This window comes from Dyella sp. 2HG41-7, assembly GCF_021390675.1.
Lineage (GTDB): Bacteria > Pseudomonadota > Gammaproteobacteria > Xanthomonadales > Rhodanobacteraceae > Dyella_B.
The window spans coordinates 633,679-653,317 of sequence record NZ_JAJEJV010000004.1 but is presented as its reverse complement, the minus strand read 5'-3'; the positions used below and the strand labels follow the sequence as shown (position 1 = coordinate 653,317).

The following is a 19,639-nucleotide window of genomic DNA, read 5'->3' as shown; positions in this document are numbered from 1 at the left end:
AGTTCTTTGTATGTGTGTGTGATGCGTCAGCGCAGGTAATCGAACAGACTGGTGCTCTGGATCTTGGCGAACACCTGCTGCGAGGCTTGCAGCGCCGTCGATTGCAGCGAGAGGTTGCTGATGGCGGTGGCCATGTCGACGTTCTGCACATCCGACAATGCGCTCTTATACGTGACGCTGAGATCGGAGTAGCTGGTGCTCTGCTGCTGCAGGGTATCCATGCGGCTACCAACGGACACCTGCGTCGTGGACACCGCATTCATCGCCTGATTGAGCGATTCGAGCTGACGGTTGATGGTGTTGGTGATGGACGCCGTGCTACCGCCGCTCTGCAAGGCGTTGATCATGTTGTTGAGCGTGGTGAAGACATCTTGCGAGTTGGATGCCGTATCCGACTGCACGTTCACTTTGTCGCCGGATGCCGGCGTGCCGCTCATGCTGACGGACATGCCGTTAAAGCTGATGCTGCCACCGTCGGTGTACGTGCCGGTGACCGGGTTGCCGCTGCTGTCCAATACGGGATTGCCGCTGGCGTCCGTCACGCTGTACGCGCCGTTCGCGCCGAAGGTGATGGTGTCGTTGATCGGACCCGATGCGGTGGCGGCGTTGTAGGCGGCGGTGTTGGTGACGCTGTTGGCGCCAACCACCAAGGTGCCCGTGTTGCCGCTGTTGGCGCTGGCGACGAAGGAACCGTTGCCCGCCGGCAACGCCATAAATAACCCGCTGCCCGAATCGCCGCTGGCGACCTGCAAACCGGAGCCGATGGCGGTGAATTGCTGCTGATTGTTGCCGACGTAGCTGACACCGCCGCTGCTGTTGCTGACGAACGGCGTTGTAGTAGTGCTGGTGCCGGCGAACAACGCCTGGCCGTTTGCATCGGTGGTGTTGGCGAGCTGCATCAGCTGGTTGCGGTACTGCGTCAGCTGCGTCGCCATATTGCTTAAATCGCTGGACGACATGGCGCTATTGATGGCGCCCAAGCCAATGTCGTTCACGCTGTTGTACAAATCGCTGACGGAACTCAGCGTGCTGGTTTCGCTGGACAGACGCGTGGTGGCGCTGTCGATGTTGCTGCTGTATTGCGTGTTTTCGGCAAGGATATGGTTGAGGCCGACGATCTGCGCCGCGCCCACCGGATTGTCGGACGCCACGTTGATGGCGTTGCCGGTGCTGACTTCGTTTTGCGTCTGCGCCAAGGTGCTCTGCTGATTCAGCATGGTGTTGAGCTGCTCTTGGTACATCCAGGACGTGGAGATGCGCATCATGACGTAGCCCTATCGATTAGCCGTTCTGAATCGCGGTGATCAGGTTGGTGAACAACTGCTCGGCAGTGGAGATGACCTGGGCCGAAGCCTGATAGGCCTGCTGGAACTGCACGAGGTTCGCCGCTTCCTGATTCAAGTTCACGCCGGCGAGGCTTTGCTGATTGCTGGTCGCCTGGTTGAAGAGATTGGTTTGCGTGGAAAGATCCGACGCCGCCTGGCTGCCCGCGGTGCCGATCTGCGCCGTGAGATTGGCGTAGCTGGTCACCACCGATGTTTTGCCGCCATCGAGCACGCCGGTATCGGACAAACCCGCCAACGACAGCGCGTTGCTGTTGTCGTTGAGGCCGTTGGAGTTGGCGCCGACGGTAAACGTGTCGCCGCTGGCAGGCGTGCCGGTGAGATTCATACTCCAACCGTCTGCGGTGATCGGTTGGCCGGCAGTGAAGGTGCCCGTGGTGGTGTTACCCGCGCCGTCGGTGATGCTGTAGTTGCCGCCCGCGCCAAACGTGATCGTGGCGCCGGAAAGCAGATTGGCGTTGCCGGAATTGGTGACGCTGACCGTACCTGCTTTACCGGTGCCGGTGTTGCTGGTGCCGGCCGATGCCGTCAACGCCGCCGCCGCCGCGATGCCGTTCGGATCGGTCATGCTCACCGACAACGACGACGCACCGTAGCGCGTGGGTTGGATTTCGTAGCTGTCGCCCGTTTGCGCGGTGCCGGACACGCTGAAGGTAAGGCCGTCGGCGGATAACGTGCCGTTGCTGTTCGCGGTGAGCGCCACGTTCTGTCCGCTCGTGGTGCTGAGCGTCCAACCGTTGGTGCCGGTACCCGTGCCGGTGTAACGCAGCAAGTAATCGGATGACGTGAGTGACGATACGTCAGAAACGGATGCGCTGACGGATGCGCCGCCGCTGGAATTTTTGCTCGACGGCAACACTGTGGGCGACGCGATGGTGAAAATCGGCTGGCCTTGCTTGCCGTTGAGATCCAAGCCCGACGCCTGCTGGCTGTTGACGCTGGACGCCAACGCAATCGCCGATTGACCCAACGAATTTTGCGCAGGCTGCAATACGTTGCTGCGGTAATTGATCAGCGCACCCAAAGTGCCGCCGCTCATTTGTGTGGTGATGTCGTTGCCCGAACTGTCGAACACGTCGGTGCTGTTGACGTCGTACTGATTGGCGCCGGACGACAGCGCATACGATTGCGTGCCACTCACCAACGTCGAGCCGGCGGAGGTGTAAACGCTGATCGAACCTTGGTTGTCGGTGACGGCGGAAACGCCGGTCAAACCGGCGAGCTGCTGCACCAACGTATCGCGCTGATCCAGCAGCGCGTTCGGGTTGCCGTTGACGCCAGCCTGCGAGATCTGACCGTTGAGCTTGGCGATCTGCGAAGCCAGATTATTGATGCTGGAAACGGTGTCGCCGATTTGCTGATTGACTTGCGTGGACTGCTGGTTGAGCTGCTGTCCCAGCGTGTTGTAGATGCTGGTCAACGACGACGCGCTGCCCAATGCCGCCTGCCGCACCGACGACGAGCTGGGCGAATTCGCCACGTTGCTGAAGCCGCCGTAGAAGTTGTCCAGCGCCGTCTGCAGATTGCCGCTATTGCTGAGCACGCTGTTGAGCGTGCTGGTGAGGGTGTTCGTGGTGGTGGCGTTTTGCAGGTTGCTGTTACCGCTCCACAGCGCGGTAGTCAGATACTGGCTATACGCGCGCTGCACCGCGTTGACGTCCACGCCGGAACCGATCGTGTAACGACCGTTGGTCTGCCCAATCGTTTCGGACTGCACCACGCTTTCTTCGCTGTAGCCGCTGGTGCTGGCGTTGGCGATGTTATTGCTGACCGTGCTCAGCGCGACCTGCGCTGCGCTCAATCCGGAAATGCCGATGTTGAGAAGGCTGGACATGAAGCATTTCCTTAATAGCTAAGGCACGAATCGCCATGTTTGGAATGAAACGCCTCCCCCTGCGTGCAGGGGGAGGCCGGGAGGGGGTTGCACGCGCTTGCCTCGACGCGAGATGGAGCAACCCCACCCCAACCCTCCCCTGCACGCAGGGGAGGGGGTATGACATCTTGGTTTCGGTTGGGACGTTCGCTCATAAATTCGGCAGACCTGCTGTTTTCTTGAGCGCATCCAGCGCCTGGCGCATCACGGAACTGTTGGCGATCGCCGAAACCTTGCCCGCGTAGGTCGGATCGGTGGCGTAACCGCCTTCGACCAGCGCCCGGGCATAGCCCATCACGTCGTCGCCGTGGCCGCGGGCGGCGGCGTAGCGCGGGTCTTTGCCGATCAGGTCGGCGTAGTCGGCCAGCGACGCGGCGGCGGATTTGTAGGAGCGGAACTGCGCCTGCTTGCGCACGGCAATGCCGCCTTCGTATTCCACGGTCGGCACGTTGACGCGTTCGCCGTCCCAACTGCCGCCGGCCTTGATGCCGAACAGATTGAAGCTGCTGCTGCCGTCCGAATGCGTGGGCATATGTTTGCCCCACTGCGTTTCCAGCGCGGCCTGCGCCAGCACGGTGCGTAGCGACAGGCCCAATTCTTTCGCCACGATGGACGCCTGCGGCGCGAGTTCGCGCACGAAAGCTTCCGCGTCTTGCGGAACCCATTTCATGGCGGAGCGCACGGTGGAACGCGTGGCGTCTTCCAGATCGAACAAGCGTTGGCGCCAGTTGTCGGTAACGCCGGCTGTGTGCGGGTCCACCGCGCCGGTTTTGTGATCGGCGCCTTGTGCAGCTTGATTGTGCCCGCCGAGCTGGCGCACCAGCATGTCGGCGATGCCCAGACCTTTGCCGTGCGAAAGATTCAACGACAACTGCTGGTCGTACATGTCTTGCCACTGATCCGTCGCTTGGCTGTCGAACAATGGATCGCCGAAGTTCGCTTCGCGCATCGACTTCAGCAGCATTTCGGTAAACATGGATTCGAACTGTTTGGCGACAGCGGGCAAAGCGCTGTTGCTGTCCGTCTCGGCTTGATGACGCAGCGCGCTGAACCCGGACAGATCTGTCCAGGTGCTCATGCTTTGCGCAGCGACGTTGCCAATGTCGGCCATTAGATGACTACCAAGTCCGCGTGCAATGCACCGGCTTGCTTCAGCGCTTCGAGAATCGAAATCAGATCCGTCGGCGTAGCGCCCACTTGATTCACCGCGCGCACGATCGAATCCAGACTTACGCCGGGGCCGAACTTGAACATATGCGCGCCTTGCTGCGTCACCGACACTGAGCTGTTCGGCACCACTTGCGTCGTACCGTTGCTGAAAGGACCGGGCTGGCTGACCTGCGGCTGTTCGCTGATGGTGACCTGGATCGAACCATGCGCCACGGCAGCAACGCTTACGCGCACATCCGAACCGATTACGACGGTGCCGGTACGCGAATTGACGATCACGCGCGCCGGCGCATCGCCGGGCGTGACATCGAGCGCTTCGATCGCGCCGAGCCATGCCACTTTTTGGCCGGGATCGGCAGGACCGCGCACGGACACCGAACCGCCATCAAGCGCCTGCGCCGTACCCGCGCCGTACAAATGATTGATCGATTCGACGATGCGATTGGCCGTGGCGTAATCGGCGGTATTGAGGTTCAACACGATGTCGCCACCGTGATTGAACGAGTTGGCGACGGTGCGTTCCACCGAAGCGCCGTTGGGAATGCGACCGCTGGCGGAGATATTGATCTGCACACTGGAGCCGCTGCGGCCCGACGCGCTGACGCCGCCGACCACCACGCTGCCCTGGGCCACCGCGTAGACGTTGCCGTCGGCGCCGTGCAAGGGCGACATCAACAACTCGCCGCCGCGCAAACTTTTGGCATTACCGATCGACGCGACGGTGATATCGATGGTTTGTCCGGGCTTGGCGAACGGCGGCAATTCTGCCGTGATGGTAACCGCCGCCACGTCTTTCAGCTGCGGCTGCACACCCGTGGTGGGCAACGAGACGCCGAACTGCTTGAGCATATTCTCAAGGCTCTGCGTGGTGAACGGCGCCTGCGTGGTCTGATCACCCGTGCCATCGAGGCCGACCACCAAACCGTAACCGACCAGCTGATTGCTGCGTACGCCGGCTACGCTGACGAGATCGCGAATTTTGTCGGCATGCGCAGTGGTCGGCACGAAGCCCAGCGATGCGACGAGCATCGCAACGATACCGCCAGCGGAAATTTTTCTACGCCATTGAGCGTTCATCAGAACGGCATCCACTTGGAGTTGAAGAACTTCGCCAGCCAGCCCTGTGTATTGGCCTGATCCAGCGTGCCGCGACCGGTGTAGGTGATGCGTGCGTCGGCGACGCGCGTGGAATCGACCGAGTTGTCTTGCCCGATATCCTGTGCACGAACGATGCCAGAGATGCGAATGAGTTCCTGACCTTGATTAATCGTCAGCCACTTTTCGCCCTTCACCAGCAAGTTGCCGTTAGACAAACGCTGCGCGACGGTGACGGTGAGCTGACCGGTCAATTGGTTGCTCTGCGTGCTGCTGCCGGCGCCGTCGAAACTGTTGGCGGAGTTAAGCGAGGAATTGGCCGTCTGACCCAGCACGCGCAACGACTGACCGAGCACCTGCGGCGCGCCGACATTCACCTTGTCGGACTTGCTGGTGGTGGTTTCGGATTTCTTGCTGGCCTGCATCGCTTCGACGAGGTTGATCGTCAGGATGTCGCCGATGCGGTGTGCGCGCGAATCGTTGAACAACTCCATGTTCTGCATGTCGTGATAGATCGAACCGTCCGCGGGCGGCGCGGCTTGCTGTTCGACCGGCGCGGTGGCGGCCCACTTCGCGTCTTCCATTTGTTGATGTTGCTGGACTGCGGCGCAACCGGCCAAGCTGCCCAGAACCAGGCAAGCCGTTGCGATGCGCATGCAAAGAGACGAAAAGGACATACCGTTACCACTCAGGTCTTGTTGATTACGAAACTCAACATGTCGTCCACGGCGCTGATCGACTTGGAGTTCATTTCGTAGGTGCGTTGGGCCTCGATCATGTTCACCATCTCCGCCACCACGTTGGTGTTGGACGATTCCAGCGAGCCTTGCGCGAGCGTGCCCATGCCGTTGACGCCGGGCTGCCCGGTCTGCGCCGTGCCGCTGGATTGGGTTTCCAGATAAAGGTTCTGACCCATCGGCTGCATGCCGGCGGGGTTCACAAAGTTGGCGAGCTGCACCACGCCCACTTGCGTGGAGGCGGTGGAGCCGTTGCTGGTGACGCTGACGGTGCCATCGGTGCCGATGGTGACGCTGTTGACGTTGGCCGGCAGCGTGATCGCAGGCACCAACGGATAACCGTCGGCGGTGACGAGCTGGCCGGTGGAATCTTCATGCAGCGAACCGTCGCGCGTGTACGCGACCGTGCCGTCGGGCATGCTCACTTGCAGAAAACCGCTGCCTTGAATCGCCACGTCGAGCGAGTTGCCGGTTTGCGTGATCGCGCCTTGCGTAAACAATTTTTCGCTGCCGACCACTTTCACGCCGGTGCCGAGCAACAAGCCCGTCGGCGAGACGGTCTGCTCGGTGGTTTGGCTGCCGGGCTGACCTTCGTTCTGGTACATCAGATCCTGGAACGACGCACGCGAGGATTTGAAACCCGTGGTGCTGGCGTTGGCCAGGTTGTTGGAGATCACGTCCATCTGCGTCTGCTGCGCATCCAGGCCGGTCTTGGCGATCCAAAGAGAAGAAAACATGACTAGGCTCCGTGGTATGCGTTAGCTGTTCTGCAGCAATTTGCTGCTGTCGTCCGCGTCGTCTTCCGCGGTCTTGATGGAACGCACTTGCATTTCGTATTGACGCGACAGCGAGATCATCTTCACCAGCTCGGTCGATGGATTGACGTTGCTGGCCTCCAGCGCGCCGGACGTCACCGTGACGGTGCTGTCGGTATCGGCGGTGCTGCCGTCGTTCATGTGCATCAGGCCATCGGAACCCTCGCTCATTTGCGTGGGATCCGGATTGACCAGTTTGAGTTGACCCACCGCGGCGATGGTGTCGGGACCCTGCCCCATTGGCACCGTGGAAATCGTGCCGTCTTTGCCGATGTTGATGGACGCGCTGGGCGGCACCGTGATCGGACCGCCGGAACCCATTACTGGATTGCCGCGATCGTCGGTAAGGCTGCCGTCCGCGCCCATCTGCAGATTGCCGGCGCGCGTATACGCTTCGGAACCGTCGGGTGCTTGCACGGCAATCCAACCCGGACCGTTCACGGCGACATCGAGCGAACGGCCGGTTTGCTGGATCGTGCCCTGCGTGTTGTCTTGTCCCGCGCCTTGCGCCACGGCGTTGATGCGCGTGGTGGCGCCAGGACCGAGCACCGGCACGCTTTGAAACGCGCTGAGCTCGCTCTTGAATCCCACCGTGGATGCGTTGGCCAGGTTGTGGCTGACGGCATCCTGCGCACGCATGGTCTGCGTGGCGCCGGTCATCGCGATGTAGACGGAACGATCCATACGTCAGGGCCTGTTTATGCGATTAGCCGCGGCTGACCGCCTGGAACAACGTCTGCGACAACGAATTCACCGTACCCAACATCTGCGAATTCGCTTCGTAGTCCTGCTGCGCTTGAATCATGTTGACCAGCTGCGCGGTGGTGTCGGAGGTGTTGGACGTTTCCAACTGACCTTGTTCGATATCGCCGAACTGACCCACGCTGGCCGTGCCGAGCACCGCCGTGCCGGACGACTGCGTCGCCACCCAACGGTTATTGCCCACTTGCTGCAAACCTTGCAGGTTGGAGAAGTTGGCGAGCGCCACCTGGCCGAGCTGGCTGGTCTGGTTGTTCGAATAGATCGCGGTGACGACGCCGTCGTTTCCGATCGTCACGTTCTCCAGCACGCCGGCTTCGTAGCCGTTCTGGTTGATCGTGCCCGGCGCATACGCGGTGCCGAACTGCGTGGTGTTAGCTACGTTCAACGTCATGGTGGCGGGGAACGATGCGCCGTTGGTCGGCTGCACCGGCGTAAACGCGAGCTGGCCATTCGCGGGCGTCACCAGCGCGCCTGCGCTGTTGAACGTGATCGCCTGCGTGCCGGCACTGTTGCCGTCGATGTAGAGGTTCGCGTTCCAGGTGTTGTTGCCGGTCTTGGCGTAATACACCGTGGCGGAGTGCGAGCCGCCTTGCGAGTCGTACACCGTCAAGCTCGACGCGTTGTTGTAGCTGTTCACGTCGGTCGGGCTGAACGGCGTGTCGATCGGCAGCGATGCGCCGGCCGGCAAGTTCGAGCTGATGGTGATGGTGCTGGTCGGCGTCGCCGCGCTTTGCGCGGTGTTCAACTGCAGATTGGTGAGTGTGCTGGTGTTGAAACCGCCGTTGGCATTGGGCGGATACACCTGCAGCATCGAACCGTCCGCCGTCACGACATTGCCGTTGGCGTTTTCATGGAACGCACCGTCGCGCGTGTATTGGTTGCCGGTGCCGTTGTTGACGACAAAGAAACCGTTGCCGCTGAGCGCCATGTCCAAGCTGCCGTTGGTGGTTTCCAAATCGCCCTGCCCGAACTGCTGCGCGACGTCGGTAAGTTCCGCACCGCTGCCGGTGGCGACCGAGCTCAGATTGAGACCTGTCACCGCATACACTTCGGAGAACTGCGCGGTCGAGCCTTTGAAGCCCACCGTGCCTGCGTTCGCGATGTTGTTGGAAATGACATTCAACTCGGACTGAGCCGCATTGATGCCACTAAGCGCCTGATTGAGAGCCATGCTTTATTCCTCTACGTAAGATGACGACGCGTGTGTTTGCCGTCAGTTGATCTGTGCGACCTGGCTTAGCGGCACGCCGCCGATGCCCGCCACTTGCAAATAGGTGCCGGTGCTGCTGCCGCCGTAGCCGACGCCGGTCACCGAACCGGCTACGTAGGTGGTAAGCGCGGCGGTGTTGCCGCCGTTGTTGGCCGAAATGGTGTAGCTGCCGTTGGCCACGGTATTGCCGCTGGCGTCTTTGCCGTTCCACGAGAACGGTGCGAGTCCAGATTGCTGCGTGCCGAGGTCGATGGTGTTGACGGTGTTGCCGTTGGCGTCTTTGATCGTGACAACGACATCGCCGGCGTTGGCGACATTCACGCCGCCACTGACGGCGCTGCCGCTGTAAGTGAGCGTGTTCGCCGGCACCAACACGTTGCGGCCGACCAGACTTGCGGAGCTCAACACTTGCGACGTCTGCATGCCGCTGTTCACGTTGCTGCTCATGCCTTGCAGACTGCTCTCGATGTTTTGCAACGAGCCGACCTGCGCGAACTGCGCAAGCTCGGAGGCCATCTGCGAGTTGTCCATCGGCTGCGTGGGATCTTGGCTGGTGAGCTGCGTGGTGAGCAGCTGCAGAAAATCCGACTGCGACATGGTCGTGCCGGACGGCGTGCTGGTCACCGTGCTGCCGGTCAGGCTCAAACCCGAGGCGGAAAGGTTGGTGCTTAAGCTGGAAACTGCGGACATGTGGAGACTCCGGATCAGCTGCCCAGATCAATCGTCTTGATCATGAGTTGCTTGGTGGTATTCATCACTTCCACGTTGTTCTGATACGAACGGGAAGCGGAAATCATGTTCACCAACTCGTCGATGGGATTGACGTTGGTGCCGTAGACATAACCGTTGGCGTCGGCCATCGGATTGCCGGGCTCGTAGTTGGTTTCGACCGGTTGCTGGCTTTCGGTGACGCCCATCATGCGCACACCGGTCGCGCCTTCTTCGGCGCCTTGCGAGGCGAGGCCGCCTTGCGCTTGCAGCACCGGCGCAAACAGCACTTCTTTCGCTTTGTACGCGGAGTCGGGACTGTTGCTGACGCTGTTGGCGTTGGCGAGGTTGCTGGCGACGGTATTGAGTCGCAGCGTTTCCGCGGCCATGCCGGAGCCGGCAGTATCGAAGATCTTCATCAGCGACATTAGCCTTGTCCTCCACCGTTGATGGCCAGGCGCAACGTTTGAATCTGACTGTTGATGAAGCTAAGGCTGGCTTGGTAATGCACCATGTTGCTGGCGAATGCGCCTTGCTCGACCTGCGCATCGACGGTGTTGCCGTCCATGCTCGGTTGCAGCGGTACGCGATACTTGAGCGCGTCGGCCGATTGCGTGGTCGTGTCGATCTGACCGGCTGTTGGCGTGCTCAATGCAAGCGATTGGCCATCGCCGCTGCCGCTGGCTTGCTGCAGCACTTGGCGAAAATCGACGTCGCGCGCCTGATAATTAGGCGTATCGGCGTTGGCAATGTTCGACGCAATCACTTCGGAACGGCGCTGCCAAACCTCCAGGGCCTGGCTACTTAAACCGAATGCGTTGTCGAGTGTGTTGCTCATGTCGGATTCCCCGCAGCGACGACTGCTTGCAGGGTGATGAGCAAGTTGTATGCCACGACTTGACAAGGCGGCCGAAACCGCATGGCGCGGCCATTTGCGGCCGCACGCGCGAAACTCGCGAACGCCGTCGCGACGTTATACCGGCGCGCCGGGACGGAATCCCGACATCACCTTTTCAGGCGAAACCCCGTCAATTTGTTGACGGGTCCATTAGCTCCAAGACGGTTTTAGCTAACAAGTCGGGCTGGAACTTCGCAATAAAGCGGTCGGCGCCCACGTCGCGCACCAGCGCTTCGTTGAACACACCACTTAATGAGCTGTGCAACACCACTTTGAGTTGGCGCAGCGCCGGCGTTTCGCGCACGGCGCGCGTGAGCGCGTAACCGTCGAGACGAGGCATTTCGATATCGGAAATCACCAGGCCGACTTGTTCGCTGCCGCCTTCCGTCGCGTCGTTGAGAAATTCCAGCGCTTCCTGGCCGTCTTGCGCGATCACGCATTCGACATTCAGGTGCTTGAGCACGGCGACGACACGCTGGCGAGCGACGGTGGAATCGTCAACGATGAGTACGCGCCTTTGCGCTGCCGGCCGGTGCTCGGCTTGATGCTGGATATGCGCCGAGACCTCCGCCGCGGCGCCGTCGATGCTGGCGAGTACCTGTTCCACATCGATCACGGCCATCAACTGGCCGTCGATGCGCGTCACTGCATTCACGCGATTGCCGAAACCCAGGGTGGTGGACGGTGCTTCCAACGATTCGCCGGTGCAATGCACGATGCGTTGGAAATCCGCCACCAGAAAGCCCTGCATAGAGCGGCTGAATTCGGTCACCACCAAGTGCGCCGTATCGTTATCGCCCAGGGGCGCATAGCCCATGGCCTGCGCCAAGTCGATGGCGGGGATGGTTTTTCCGCGGTAATCGAAGCTTCCGGCCAGCCATTCATGCATGCCCGGCAGCTTTTCCATCGGCGGCTTGCGCAAGACCTCGCGCACTTTGAACACGTTGATGCCGAACAGCTGCTTGTCGCCGAGGCGAAACAGCAGCATGGCCACACGATTGTGCCCGGCCAGACGGGTGTGACTTTCCACGCTGTCCAGCAATGCGGCGCCGCTCATGGGATTCCTGTGATGCGAAGTAAGACTTGGGGGTTATCGGCGTTCGCGGGGCCGACTTGAGATGTGCGACGCGGCGTCTGCGGTGGCACATCACTTGCTTCCTCAACTTTCGAACTTTTCCGCCGATGTTCGAATACCTATAAACGGAACTGCTTGTCTATGAGCCTCATCCGCAGCCAGCCCGTGGCCGCCCTTATCAATGCCGCCCTTGCCGGCGACGACGCCACCGTGGCGTCGTTGAGCCGCAAGCATCCTGCCGCGGCCAAGCTGCTCGCGCCCGTGTTTGCACGGTTGGCGCCGCGCGCGCCGGCGGCGGTCGCCTTGCAATCCCTGGAGCAGCAAAGTCTGGTGCTGACGCACTCACAGACGCTGCACCGCGAACAATCCTCGCTGGAGCAATCCATCGGCGAGACGCGCGACAGCGTCGGACAGTTGACGGACGGCAGCGCCGGCATGTCGACGACCCTGCAGCAGGCGCAAGGTGGCATCGACCAGGCCACCAAGGCGGGCGAACAAAGCTCGACCAACGTGAGCGAGCTCAACGGCCAGCTTCGCCTGCTGCGCAGCGCGCTGTCGGCGATGAATCAGAGCCAGAGCCAACTGACCGAACAAGTGGCGCAGATCCGCGCGCTGACCACCAGCGTGCAGGACATCGCGCATCAGACCAACCTGGTCGCCCTGAACGCCGCCATCGAAGCGGCGCGCGCGGGCGACGCCGGCCGCGGCTTTGCCGTGGTGGCCGACGAAGTGAAACAACTCGCCGAAAAAACTGCGCAGGCGACGGCGGAAATCGAAACCGTCACCAGCTCGATCGGCGAATTTTCGCTGCAAATGAACGGCAACGTGCAGCAGAGTTTGCAGCGCTTGGAACGCGCGCAGACCGGCGTCGCCGAAACCGAACGCAGCTTGCAGCAAGGTAGTAGCAGCTTGCAGGGCACGGGCGAACGCCTGCGCTCCCTGCGCGAAAATCAGGACGCCGTGCATGTGCGCGCCACCACGTTGAAGGCGACGCTCGGCGCGTTGCAGCGACGTGCATACGAAACGCGGCGTCACGGCGAAGCGCTTAGTCGCGCGGCCGCGCTCGCGCATCGTTCGTGCTTGAGCTGGCTGGAAGGCGAAAGCGGCAACGATATCGCCAGCCTCAGCTTGACCGTGCGCGAGTCGGTGATCGGTTTGCGTCAGAGCATGGAATTGGCGCTGCAGGAACCGACCTCGCTCGATAGCCGCTGGTTCGACACCGATGTGCTCAAGCGCAGCCTGGAGCGGTTGACCGCGCGTCACGCTCATCATCCGTCGAACGCGGGCTTGCACGAATCGGCGAAGCGTTTGCGCGAACACGGCGAAGCGTTCCTCGAATTGCTGGGCAACGGCCAGGTCGAGATGGCGACGCAGATGTCCCACAAGTTGGAAAGCGAGCGCGACGCGATCAACAACCAGCTTGCCGCGATGTTGGCCGACGATCTTCCATGAAATTCTTTGGCGGCCCTCTTCTTGCCTCGAGCTTTCGCTCGTCATTCCGGCGAAGGCCGGAATCCAGTACGAACGTGCTGTGCGGAGCACTCAACATAAAAAATATTTTGAGTGCTTCGCACGACGTATTCAAACTGGATTCCGGCCTTCGCCGGAATGACGGCGAGGCGCAAGTGGGGGCTGCAAAGCGAACGATGCATGTGTGCACGGCATTGTTGGGGCTCTCGATTCTAAGCACGGCGCACGCCGACACCACGCCCACCGATCTGCGCGCTGCCGCCGAACAGGCGGTTCGCGCGCAATACGGCAGCGCGGGCAATCGCGTGGTGATCGTTCCGACGCAACTCAATCCGCGACTGCGCTTGAAACCCTGCGCAACGGCGTTGCAAACGCGCTTGCCGATGCGCCAGGGCACGCCATCGCGCGTAGCGGTGGCGGTAAGTTGTACGGGCACGCCGGGCTGGACCATCCAGGTGCCGGTGCAGATGCAGGTGTTTCGCAATGTCTTGGTGACAACCCGACCGCTCGCGCGCGGCGACATGCTTGGTCCCAGTGACGTGCACGTGGAAGAACGCGATATCGCTCGGCTGGGCTACGGCTATATCGAGGCGCTCGATCAGATCCTCGGCCACTCGCTGGGCCGGCCACTAATCGCGGGCGTGGTGCTGGAGCCGGGCGACTTCAACGGCCGGGAAACGGTGCACTCCGGGGAAGAAGTTCAGCTTGTGGCCCAGCTCGACGGCATCGAGGTGCGAACCTCGGGCATGGCGCTGGACGGCGGCGACACCGGCGCCCGCCTGCGCGTGCGCAATGCCAATTCCGGCCGAATTATCAATGGGATAGTGATTGCGGCCGGGCAGGTGCAGGCGCTCCCTTAAACCGAGATACTGAGCGAATCGGCAGATTAAAGTTTTCTCCGGGGACGCCGATACCCATCATGCAGGGGTTTATTGAGAGACCACTAGAAGCCATGAATACAACCATTTCGTCCAACGGTTTACCGCAGCTGCCGCTTGCGACCACCAGCGCCGACAACAGCGCCGGCCAGGCCGCGTCGACCACGTCTGCCGCCAGCACTTCGGCGCCGCAGGCGAACGACAGCGTCCAGCTGACCGACTCGGCGCGCGCCCTTCATCAGGCGAGCAGCACCGACGCTCCGGTCGACACCGCCCGCGTCGAGCAGATCAAGCAATCGCTGGCTGCCGGCACGTACAAGGTCGACCCGAACGCGATCGCCAGCAAGCTGACCTCCCTCGAAAACCAGATCGGCGGCAAGAAGTAAGCACGTATGAGCCCGAATCTGCAGGCCGAACTCGGTGTCGCGTTGCGCACCGTTCTGGACGAGATGAGCGCGACCACCACGCAGCTCATCCACGTCCTGGACGAGGAGCACGAAGCGCTTAATTGCGCCGACGCCAAAGCGCTCAATCGCGCGGGTGAAGCCAAGCAGATGCTGATGCGCCGACTCGAGCAGCTGGATGTGGAACGTCTGCACCTGAGCAGCACCTCTGCCGAAGCCGCGCAACAAGTCGATCCACAATGGCGCGAACTGCTCAAATCGTTGTCGACCTGTCGCGATAAAAACCTGCGCAACGGTGCGCTGGTGGGACAACGACTGGCGCAGGTAAGGCGTGCGCTGTCCGTACTCACCGGCACCGATGCGCCGAACGGAACGTACGGGCAAAACGGCGCGTTGCACGACAACCACCGCTCTGTGCAGCTCGCCCAAGCATAAAAAGAAACTCCCCGGGCACCGCGGTCGAGGTGCTCGATTCGTAGCACTTGCTTCACCTCACGTTCGGTATCGCTAACATGACGACGAGTACAGCTGCTTCCGCGACAACGCCATCGAGCAAGGAAGGCTCTCCACTCAGTGACATGCTGCTTCCGGTCGTGCGCAATCCGATGCTCGATCGCGACGAAGAACTCTTCGCCTACGAATTGGTGTTCTACCGCCAGGGCGCAGGCACCGACGCCGACACCACGCTGACGGGCGGCGTACTTTCCGGCATTACCGATGGCGCGATCACGCGACTGGTGCGCGGCAACCGCGCCTTTATGCGCCTGCCGCGCCAGCTGCTGCTGGAACAAACCGATATCCTGGCGCACACGCCGCGCCTGGGCGTGATCATCGATCCGATCCACGTGCGCGATACGGCCGTGCTGCAACGTCTGCAGCAACTGTCGCTGCGCAATTGCGCGTTGCTGCTCGATCTGGGCGATATCGATCCCAGCTCCATCCAGCCGCACGGTTCGTTGGAACCGCTGCTTCGCTTAGCCAGTTACGTGCGCATCGACGCGAAGAAACTCGACGCCGACACGCTGGCGACGCGTTGCAAACAATTGTTCGAGCGTGGACTTGGCGTGATCGCAAACAATGTCGACGATCACCTCACCTACGGGCGCTGCAAGAATCTGCCGTTCCAGGCGATCCAGGGTCGCTACTTGCTGGTCCCGCAACAGATCGAAGTGCCGGTGCTTACGCCCAATCGTCTGAGCCTGCTGCGCCTGATGAGCGCCTTGCAGGAACAGCACGCCGGTCCGGTGGAATTGGGCGAAATCATTCGTGACGACGCGGTACTTAGCTACAAACTCTTGGGTTGCGTAAATTCCGCCTACTTCGCGTTGCCCCGACAACTGAAATCGATCCAGCAAGCCGCCATCTTTTTCGGTGTCGCGCGGCTGCGCAACTGGATTAACACGATGGCGCTGAGCAGCATGGACGATCGTCCGCCGGAGCTGCTTCGCACCGCGCTGATTCGCGCGCATATGTGCGAGAAACTGGCGCAAGGCATGCCGACCGAACAGCAGGAAATGGCCTTTATGGCCGGTTTGCTCTCGTTGCTCGACACGCTGTTGTGCGCACCGATGGAATTCGTGCTGAGCCATCTGCCGCTCGCGCCGGAAATTCGCCAAGCCCTGGTGGAAGACCGCGGACCGTTCGCGCCATTGCTCGGCCAGGTCACCACGTGGGAGAACGGCAATCTGCAGCAGCTGCAGATGCAGCCGCAAAACATTCGCAAGATGGCGGGCGCGTATTTCGAAGCAACGCAGTGGGCCGATCAGGTTTACTCGTTTGCGGAGCAGCGTACGCATTGAAGCGACGTGCCGTTGGTGCATCGCTAACATCGAAGCTAATTCGAAGTATGTCGTCATTCCGGCGAAGGCCGGAATCCAGTCTAAATACGCTGTGCGAAGCACACCGAACATTTTTTATGTTGAGTGCTGCGCACAACGAGTTTGTATTGGATTCCGGCCTTCGCCGGAATGACGATCGGTGGGTGTGACGTTCACAGCGATTACCGCTATTAAATCCGCGCCTACGACGCCGACTGCCCCGTAAACCGCAACGTCAAGTCTCCGCTCACGCCTTGCGGATGATTCATCGGCACCGCAAACCGCCAATGCCGCGCGATCTCCATCGCATTGGCATCGAGCACATGATCGCCGCTGGATTGCGCGATCGATGCCTGCGTCACATCGCCCTGCCCGTCGACGACCAGATGCAACACGACATTGCCGGTGGCGTGATCTTCCGAGCTTCCGCCCGGTAACGACGTCGTCGGCGTGGAAATCGGAACCAGTGTGTCGTCGGCGTTCGCCGGAGCTGCTGGCGTCGCCGAGGCGATGGCGGACGCATAGTGTTGTCGCTGCACCACGACAGGCCGCTTGATCGTATGTTCGTGATGACGATGCACCGCCAGCGCATGCGCGACGCGATGGCCCACGGCCGGCGCGTCCGCGCGTCCTTCGGTGAGTTCGGTCAGCCACGCGGTGCCGGCCGTACCGATCGCCAGCGTAAGCAAACTCAACGTCGCGGTGACGCGTAACTTCGGCATGACGGCTACGGCCTTTCCAGAATCGCCGTTACGCCCATGCCGCCCGCGGTGCAGATGGAAATCAAACCGCGCCCCGAGCCTTTCTGTTCCAGCATCTTTGCCAGCGTGGCGATGATGCGCGCGCCGGTGGCGGCAAACGGATGCCCCACGGCGAGACTGGAACCGTGCACGTTGAGCTTGGCCGGATCGATGCTGCCGAACGGCGCATCCAGACCCAGGCGATGTTTGCAGTAGTCGGCCGATTCCCATGCACGCAAGGTGCATAGCACTTGCGCCGCGAACGCTTCGTGGATTTCGTAGAAATCGAAATCCTGCAGCGTAAGTCCATGCCGCGCCAGCATGCGCGGCACAGCGATGGTCGGCGCCATCAACAAGCCTTCGCCGTGCACGAAATCCACCGCGGCGACTTCCGCATCGCGCAGATACGCCTGGATTTTCAGGCCGCGCTTGGCCGCCCACGCATCGCTGCCCAGCAACACCGCCGCGGCGCCGTCGGATAGACCCGTTGAATTGCCGGCGGTGAGCGTGCCCATGCCGGACGTTTTGTCGAACGCCGGCTTCAACGCGGCGAGTTTTTCCATCGTGCTGTCGGCGCGCAGAAAACCGTCGCGCTTGATGCCGCGAAACGGTACGACCAGATCATCGAAGAAACCCGCGTCGTAGGCGGCTGCAAGCTTGCGATGGCTTTCCAGCGCGATGCGATCCTGGTCTTCGCGACCGACGTGCCATTCGCGCGCCATCTTTTCGCAGTGATCGCCCATCGACATGCCGGTGCGTGGCTCGGCCACGCCGGGAAACGAGGGTTTCAATTCGCTGAAAGAAAAACCGCGAGCGGCGGTTTTCAGTTTTTCCATCGGCGTCTTGGCGCGATTGACCGCCAACAGACGTTTGCGCAAACGCTGGCTGTAGACGATCGGCACGTCGCTGGTGGTATCCGAGCCGCCGGCAATGCCCGCCTCGATCTGCCCGACGGCGATCTTGTTGGCGACGATGATGGCGTTGTCCAGCGAGGTGCCGCAGGCGCGCGCGGTGGTGATGCCGGGGGTGGTCGGGGCCAGGCCGGAGCTGAGCAAGGCTTCGCGGGCCAGGTTCCACTCGGAGGAATGCTTGATCACCGCCCCCATGGCCACTTCGCCCAACTCCACGCCGTGCAGCCCGAAGCGCTCGACCAGCGCACCGAGCACCTTCACCGACATGCCGAAGTTGCCGACGTCCGCATAGGCAGTGTTGTTGCGACAAAACGGGATGCGTACACCGCCGATGACGCCAACGCGCTGCTGCGTGTTTTCCATAAAAAGACTTGATCCAAATACCAGTTCAGCAAGGCTAACCCGCCCAGACCCCCGGCGAAAGCCCAAATTCTCGGCCACTTAACGAATGTTAGAATTACGACCCGCTTTATAAATGGTGTACCCGCGTGGAATCCGGTTCGCTGCAAGCCCTGCCCGCCGTTTTGGCCCTGGAACTGTCCGCCGGCGAACATCCGCAGCGATGGAGCCTGAGCCGCGACGAAGCCGCCGAATTGGCGGCGCTGGTGGCGGAGGATCTGCATGCGCTGGTTCCGGAGGTTGCGCAGGCCCGATTGACCCTGGGTGGCGCCGCGTTCGATGCGGTGGAGTTGCTGCGCCCCGGTTTTCCCGTGTGGGCGACGCTGGATGAGCTAGCCAGAAGGGTTCCGCGCGGCCAGCTGGAAAATGTGGTGGCGTTCGGCCATCACGAAGGCCGCATGCCGGCCCAGCCGCTGGAGCCGGACCCGGCGTACGCCGATGGCCCGATGCGCTTGCTTCCCTTGAGTGTGCTTGCGAACGAGGACATCGCCGACGCCTTGTCCGAACGTCTGGAAGTGGAATTGGTCGGTCGCGGCGAAGCCGGCGCGCAGACCGCGGACTGGTTGATGCGCCATTTCGGTGTACGGCTGGAGCACGCGCGTTACCTCAGCCGCAACGATCTGCTCGCGCTGACTTGCGTGCAGTACGAACACGTCAATCTGGCCCCGTTATGGCAGTTGCTGGAAGCGGCGATGCTCACGCCCTATCAGCCCGAAACCGCACTGAGCGCACGCGGCCTTGCGCTGCGCTATGCCGACGGCAAAGCGTGGATGCAGTCGCCGGCGCAGTGGTTGGGCGAACAATCCATAGATATGTCCGAGCGCGGTCACGCATTTGCCGGCGCGGTATTCGAATTGCGCCAATACGCGGCCTTGCTGCAGGCGCATGGCATTCCGCTGCAGCTGGATGGCGTTGCGTCCACGCAGTATCTGCACGGTGACGGATGGTTGGCCGAAATCCTGGCTGATACGGATGCCGGCTATGACGCCCCAACGTTGTTCGCGCACGAGGCCGCCGGATTGGGTGTGGTCGCCGTAACGGTCGCTCAGCGCGGATCGGGGGGTCGCGCCCGCATCCTGGCCCACGGTTATCCCCTGCAACCGGCTGCGCTTGGTCAACTTATCGCCACGTTGGCGGACCGTTTCGGCACAGCCAGCGATCTGCATGCGCTCGGTCGCATTCAGCTGGACGAAAATGGCCTGCTCGCCGCACCGGACACGGCCTTGCACTGAGCTGACCGCGCATTTCGCGTCGTTTTGGATAAGCCGATGTATGGCGCGTATGGTCAAAAACATGGTGCAATCGCGACACCGCCCGGCGCATGATGTGTCGAT

General features: G+C 61.6%; 20 protein-coding genes. 6 read left to right on the top strand and 14 right to left on the bottom strand.

What is annotated here, in order from left to right; all coding sequences use genetic code 11:
• Positions 1–26: 26 nt before the first annotated feature.
• The 12 genes from flgL to L0U79_RS04290 all read right to left on the bottom strand — a co-directional run bounded on the left by flgL (position 27) and on the right by L0U79_RS04290 (position 11,668).
• A complete protein-coding gene (gene flgL, locus L0U79_RS04345; protein ID WP_233840657.1) occupies positions 27–1,265 on the bottom strand; it encodes a flagellar hook-associated protein FlgL in 1,239 nt (412 codons plus the stop codon).
• Positions 1,266–1,281: 16 nt separating this feature from the next.
• Positions 1,282–3,177 (bottom strand): flagellar hook-associated protein FlgK, encoded by a 1,896-nt coding sequence (gene flgK / locus L0U79_RS04340; RefSeq protein ID WP_233840656.1) that lies wholly within the window; start codon positions 3,175–3,177, stop codon positions 1,282–1,284.
• Positions 3,178–3,367: 190 nt separating this feature from the next.
• A complete protein-coding gene (gene flgJ, locus L0U79_RS04335; RefSeq protein ID WP_233840655.1) occupies positions 3,368–4,327 on the bottom strand; it encodes a flagellar assembly peptidoglycan hydrolase FlgJ in 960 nt (319 codons plus the stop codon).
• The gene (locus L0U79_RS04330) at positions 4,327–5,415 is read right to left on the bottom strand and encodes a flagellar basal body P-ring protein FlgI (RefSeq protein ID WP_233843830.1); all 1,089 of its coding nucleotides are present in this window, start codon (positions 5,413–5,415) and stop codon (positions 4,327–4,329) included. The genes flgJ and L0U79_RS04330 overlap by 1 nt, the downstream gene beginning before the upstream one ends.
• A 47-nt stretch (positions 5,416–5,462) precedes the next feature.
• Complete coding sequence (gene flgH, locus L0U79_RS04325; protein ID WP_233840654.1) at positions 5,463–6,158, bottom strand: flagellar basal body L-ring protein FlgH; 696 nt, start codon at positions 6,156–6,158, stop codon at positions 5,463–5,465.
• 11 nt (positions 6,159–6,169) lie between these two features.
• Positions 6,170–6,955, bottom strand: coding sequence for a flagellar basal-body rod protein FlgG (gene flgG, locus L0U79_RS04320; protein WP_233840653.1), 786 nt, complete (start codon positions 6,953–6,955; stop codon positions 6,170–6,172).
• Between the two features lie 21 nt (positions 6,956–6,976).
• Positions 6,977–7,717: a flagellar basal-body rod protein FlgF gene (gene flgF, locus L0U79_RS04315; RefSeq protein WP_233840652.1), complete on the bottom strand. Its 741-nt coding sequence runs from the start codon at positions 7,715–7,717 to the stop codon at positions 6,977–6,979.
• Positions 7,718–7,739: 22 nt separating this feature from the next.
• Positions 7,740–8,966, bottom strand: coding sequence for a flagellar hook protein FlgE (locus tag L0U79_RS04310; RefSeq protein WP_233840651.1), 1,227 nt, complete (start codon positions 8,964–8,966; stop codon positions 7,740–7,742).
• Positions 8,967–9,008: 42 nt separating this feature from the next.
• Positions 9,009–9,695 carry a FlgD immunoglobulin-like domain containing protein gene (locus L0U79_RS04305; protein WP_233840650.1) on the bottom strand — a complete coding sequence of 229 codons (687 nt, stop codon included), beginning with the start codon at positions 9,693–9,695 and terminating at the stop codon, positions 9,009–9,011.
• Positions 9,696–9,709: 14 nt separating this feature from the next.
• Positions 9,710–10,141 (bottom strand): flagellar basal body rod protein FlgC, encoded by a 432-nt coding sequence (gene flgC / locus L0U79_RS04300; protein ID WP_233840649.1) that lies wholly within the window; start codon positions 10,139–10,141, stop codon positions 9,710–9,712.
• Positions 10,141–10,551, bottom strand: a complete 411-nt coding sequence (flgB, locus tag L0U79_RS04295; protein WP_233840648.1) for a flagellar basal body rod protein FlgB — start codon at positions 10,549–10,551, stop codon at positions 10,141–10,143. The genes flgC and flgB overlap by 1 nt, the downstream gene beginning before the upstream one ends.
• Positions 10,552–10,741: 190 nt before the next feature.
• On the bottom strand, positions 10,742–11,668 hold the full coding sequence (locus tag L0U79_RS04290; RefSeq protein WP_233840647.1) for a chemotaxis protein: 927 nt from the start codon (positions 11,666–11,668) through the stop codon (positions 10,742–10,744).
• A 159-nt stretch (positions 11,669–11,827) separates the two neighbouring features.
• Between L0U79_RS04290 and L0U79_RS04285 the strand changes: the two genes are divergently transcribed.
• The 5 genes from L0U79_RS04285 to L0U79_RS04265 all read left to right on the top strand — a co-directional run bounded on the left by L0U79_RS04285 (position 11,828) and on the right by L0U79_RS04265 (position 16,237).
• Positions 11,828–13,138, top strand: coding sequence for a methyl-accepting chemotaxis protein (locus L0U79_RS04285; RefSeq protein ID WP_304488646.1), 1,311 nt, complete (start codon positions 11,828–11,830; stop codon positions 13,136–13,138).
• A gap of 194 nt (positions 13,139–13,332) precedes the next feature.
• Entirely contained in the window at positions 13,333–14,016 is a 684-nt protein-coding gene (flgA, locus tag L0U79_RS04280; RefSeq protein ID WP_233840646.1) for a flagellar basal body P-ring formation chaperone FlgA, read from the top strand.
• Between the two features lie 92 nt (positions 14,017–14,108).
• Positions 14,109–14,420, top strand: coding sequence for a flagellar biosynthesis anti-sigma factor FlgM (gene flgM, locus L0U79_RS04275; protein ID WP_233840645.1), 312 nt, complete (start codon positions 14,109–14,111; stop codon positions 14,418–14,420).
• A gap of 6 nt (positions 14,421–14,426) precedes the next feature.
• Positions 14,427–14,873, top strand: coding sequence for a flagellar protein FlgN (locus L0U79_RS04270; protein ID WP_233840644.1), 447 nt, complete (start codon positions 14,427–14,429; stop codon positions 14,871–14,873).
• A 77-nt stretch (positions 14,874–14,950) separates the two neighbouring features.
• Positions 14,951–16,237 carry an HDOD domain-containing protein gene (locus tag L0U79_RS04265; protein WP_233840643.1) on the top strand — a complete coding sequence of 429 codons (1,287 nt, stop codon included), beginning with the start codon at positions 14,951–14,953 and terminating at the stop codon, positions 16,235–16,237.
• 221 nt (positions 16,238–16,458) lie between these two features.
• Here L0U79_RS04265 and L0U79_RS04260 read toward each other — a convergent pair whose 3' ends face one another.
• Positions 16,459–16,977: an energy transducer TonB gene (locus tag L0U79_RS04260; RefSeq protein ID WP_233840642.1), complete on the bottom strand. Its 519-nt coding sequence runs from the start codon at positions 16,975–16,977 to the stop codon at positions 16,459–16,461.
• 5 nt (positions 16,978–16,982) lie between these two features.
• On the bottom strand, positions 16,983–18,269 hold the full coding sequence (locus tag L0U79_RS04255) for an acetyl-CoA C-acetyltransferase (RefSeq protein ID WP_233840641.1): 1,287 nt from the start codon (positions 18,267–18,269) through the stop codon (positions 16,983–16,985).
• A 125-nt stretch (positions 18,270–18,394) separates the two neighbouring features.
• Between L0U79_RS04255 and L0U79_RS04250 the strand changes: the two genes are divergently transcribed.
• The gene (locus tag L0U79_RS04250; protein ID WP_233840640.1) at positions 18,395–19,537 is read left to right on the top strand and encodes a hypothetical protein; all 1,143 of its coding nucleotides are present in this window, start codon (positions 18,395–18,397) and stop codon (positions 19,535–19,537) included.
• Positions 19,538–19,639 lie beyond the last annotated feature (102 nt).

Bases quoted from the DNA above. Each gene is read 5' to 3' on its own strand.
- L0U79_RS04265 (WP_233840643.1), top strand. From the start codon at position 14,951: ATGACGACGAGTACAGCTGCTTCCGCGACAACGCCATCGAGCAAGGAA.
- L0U79_RS04255 (WP_233840641.1), bottom strand. From the start codon at position 18,269: ATGGAAAACACGCAGCAGCGCGTTGGCGTCATCGGCGGTGTACGCATC.
- flgF (WP_233840652.1), bottom strand. From the start codon at position 7,717: ATGGATCGTTCCGTCTACATCGCGATGACCGGCGCCACGCAGACCATG.
- flgM (WP_233840645.1), top strand. From the start codon at position 14,109: ATGAATACAACCATTTCGTCCAACGGTTTACCGCAGCTGCCGCTTGCG.
- L0U79_RS04270 (WP_233840644.1), top strand. From the start codon at position 14,427: ATGAGCCCGAATCTGCAGGCCGAACTCGGTGTCGCGTTGCGCACCGTT.
- flgK (WP_233840656.1), bottom strand. From the start codon at position 3,177: ATGTCCAGCCTTCTCAACATCGGCATTTCCGGATTGAGCGCAGCGCAG.
- flgB (WP_233840648.1), bottom strand. From the start codon at position 10,551: ATGAGCAACACACTCGACAACGCATTCGGTTTAAGTAGCCAGGCCCTG.
- flgC (WP_233840649.1), bottom strand. From the start codon at position 10,141: ATGTCGCTGATGAAGATCTTCGATACTGCCGGCTCCGGCATGGCCGCG.
- L0U79_RS04260 (WP_233840642.1), bottom strand. From the start codon at position 16,977: ATGCCGAAGTTACGCGTCACCGCGACGTTGAGTTTGCTTACGCTGGCG.
- L0U79_RS04285 (WP_304488646.1), top strand. From the start codon at position 11,828: ATGAGCCTCATCCGCAGCCAGCCCGTGGCCGCCCTTATCAATGCCGCC.
- flgG (WP_233840653.1), bottom strand. From the start codon at position 6,955: ATGTTTTCTTCTCTTTGGATCGCCAAGACCGGCCTGGATGCGCAGCAG.
- flgH (WP_233840654.1), bottom strand. From the start codon at position 6,158: ATGTCCTTTTCGTCTCTTTGCATGCGCATCGCAACGGCTTGCCTGGTT.
- flgL (WP_233840657.1), bottom strand. From the start codon at position 1,265: ATGATGCGCATCTCCACGTCCTGGATGTACCAAGAGCAGCTCAACACC.
- flgJ (WP_233840655.1), bottom strand. From the start codon at position 4,327: ATGGCCGACATTGGCAACGTCGCTGCGCAAAGCATGAGCACCTGGACA.
- L0U79_RS04305 (WP_233840650.1), bottom strand. From the start codon at position 9,695: ATGTCCGCAGTTTCCAGCTTAAGCACCAACCTTTCCGCCTCGGGTTTG.
- L0U79_RS04290 (WP_233840647.1), bottom strand. From the start codon at position 11,668: ATGAGCGGCGCCGCATTGCTGGACAGCGTGGAAAGTCACACCCGTCTG.
- L0U79_RS04310 (WP_233840651.1), bottom strand. From the start codon at position 8,966: ATGGCTCTCAATCAGGCGCTTAGTGGCATCAATGCGGCTCAGTCCGAG.
- L0U79_RS04330 (WP_233843830.1), bottom strand. From the start codon at position 5,415: ATGCTCGTCGCATCGCTGGGCTTCGTGCCGACCACTGCGCATGCCGAC.
- flgA (WP_233840646.1), top strand. From the start codon at position 13,333: ATGCATGTGTGCACGGCATTGTTGGGGCTCTCGATTCTAAGCACGGCG.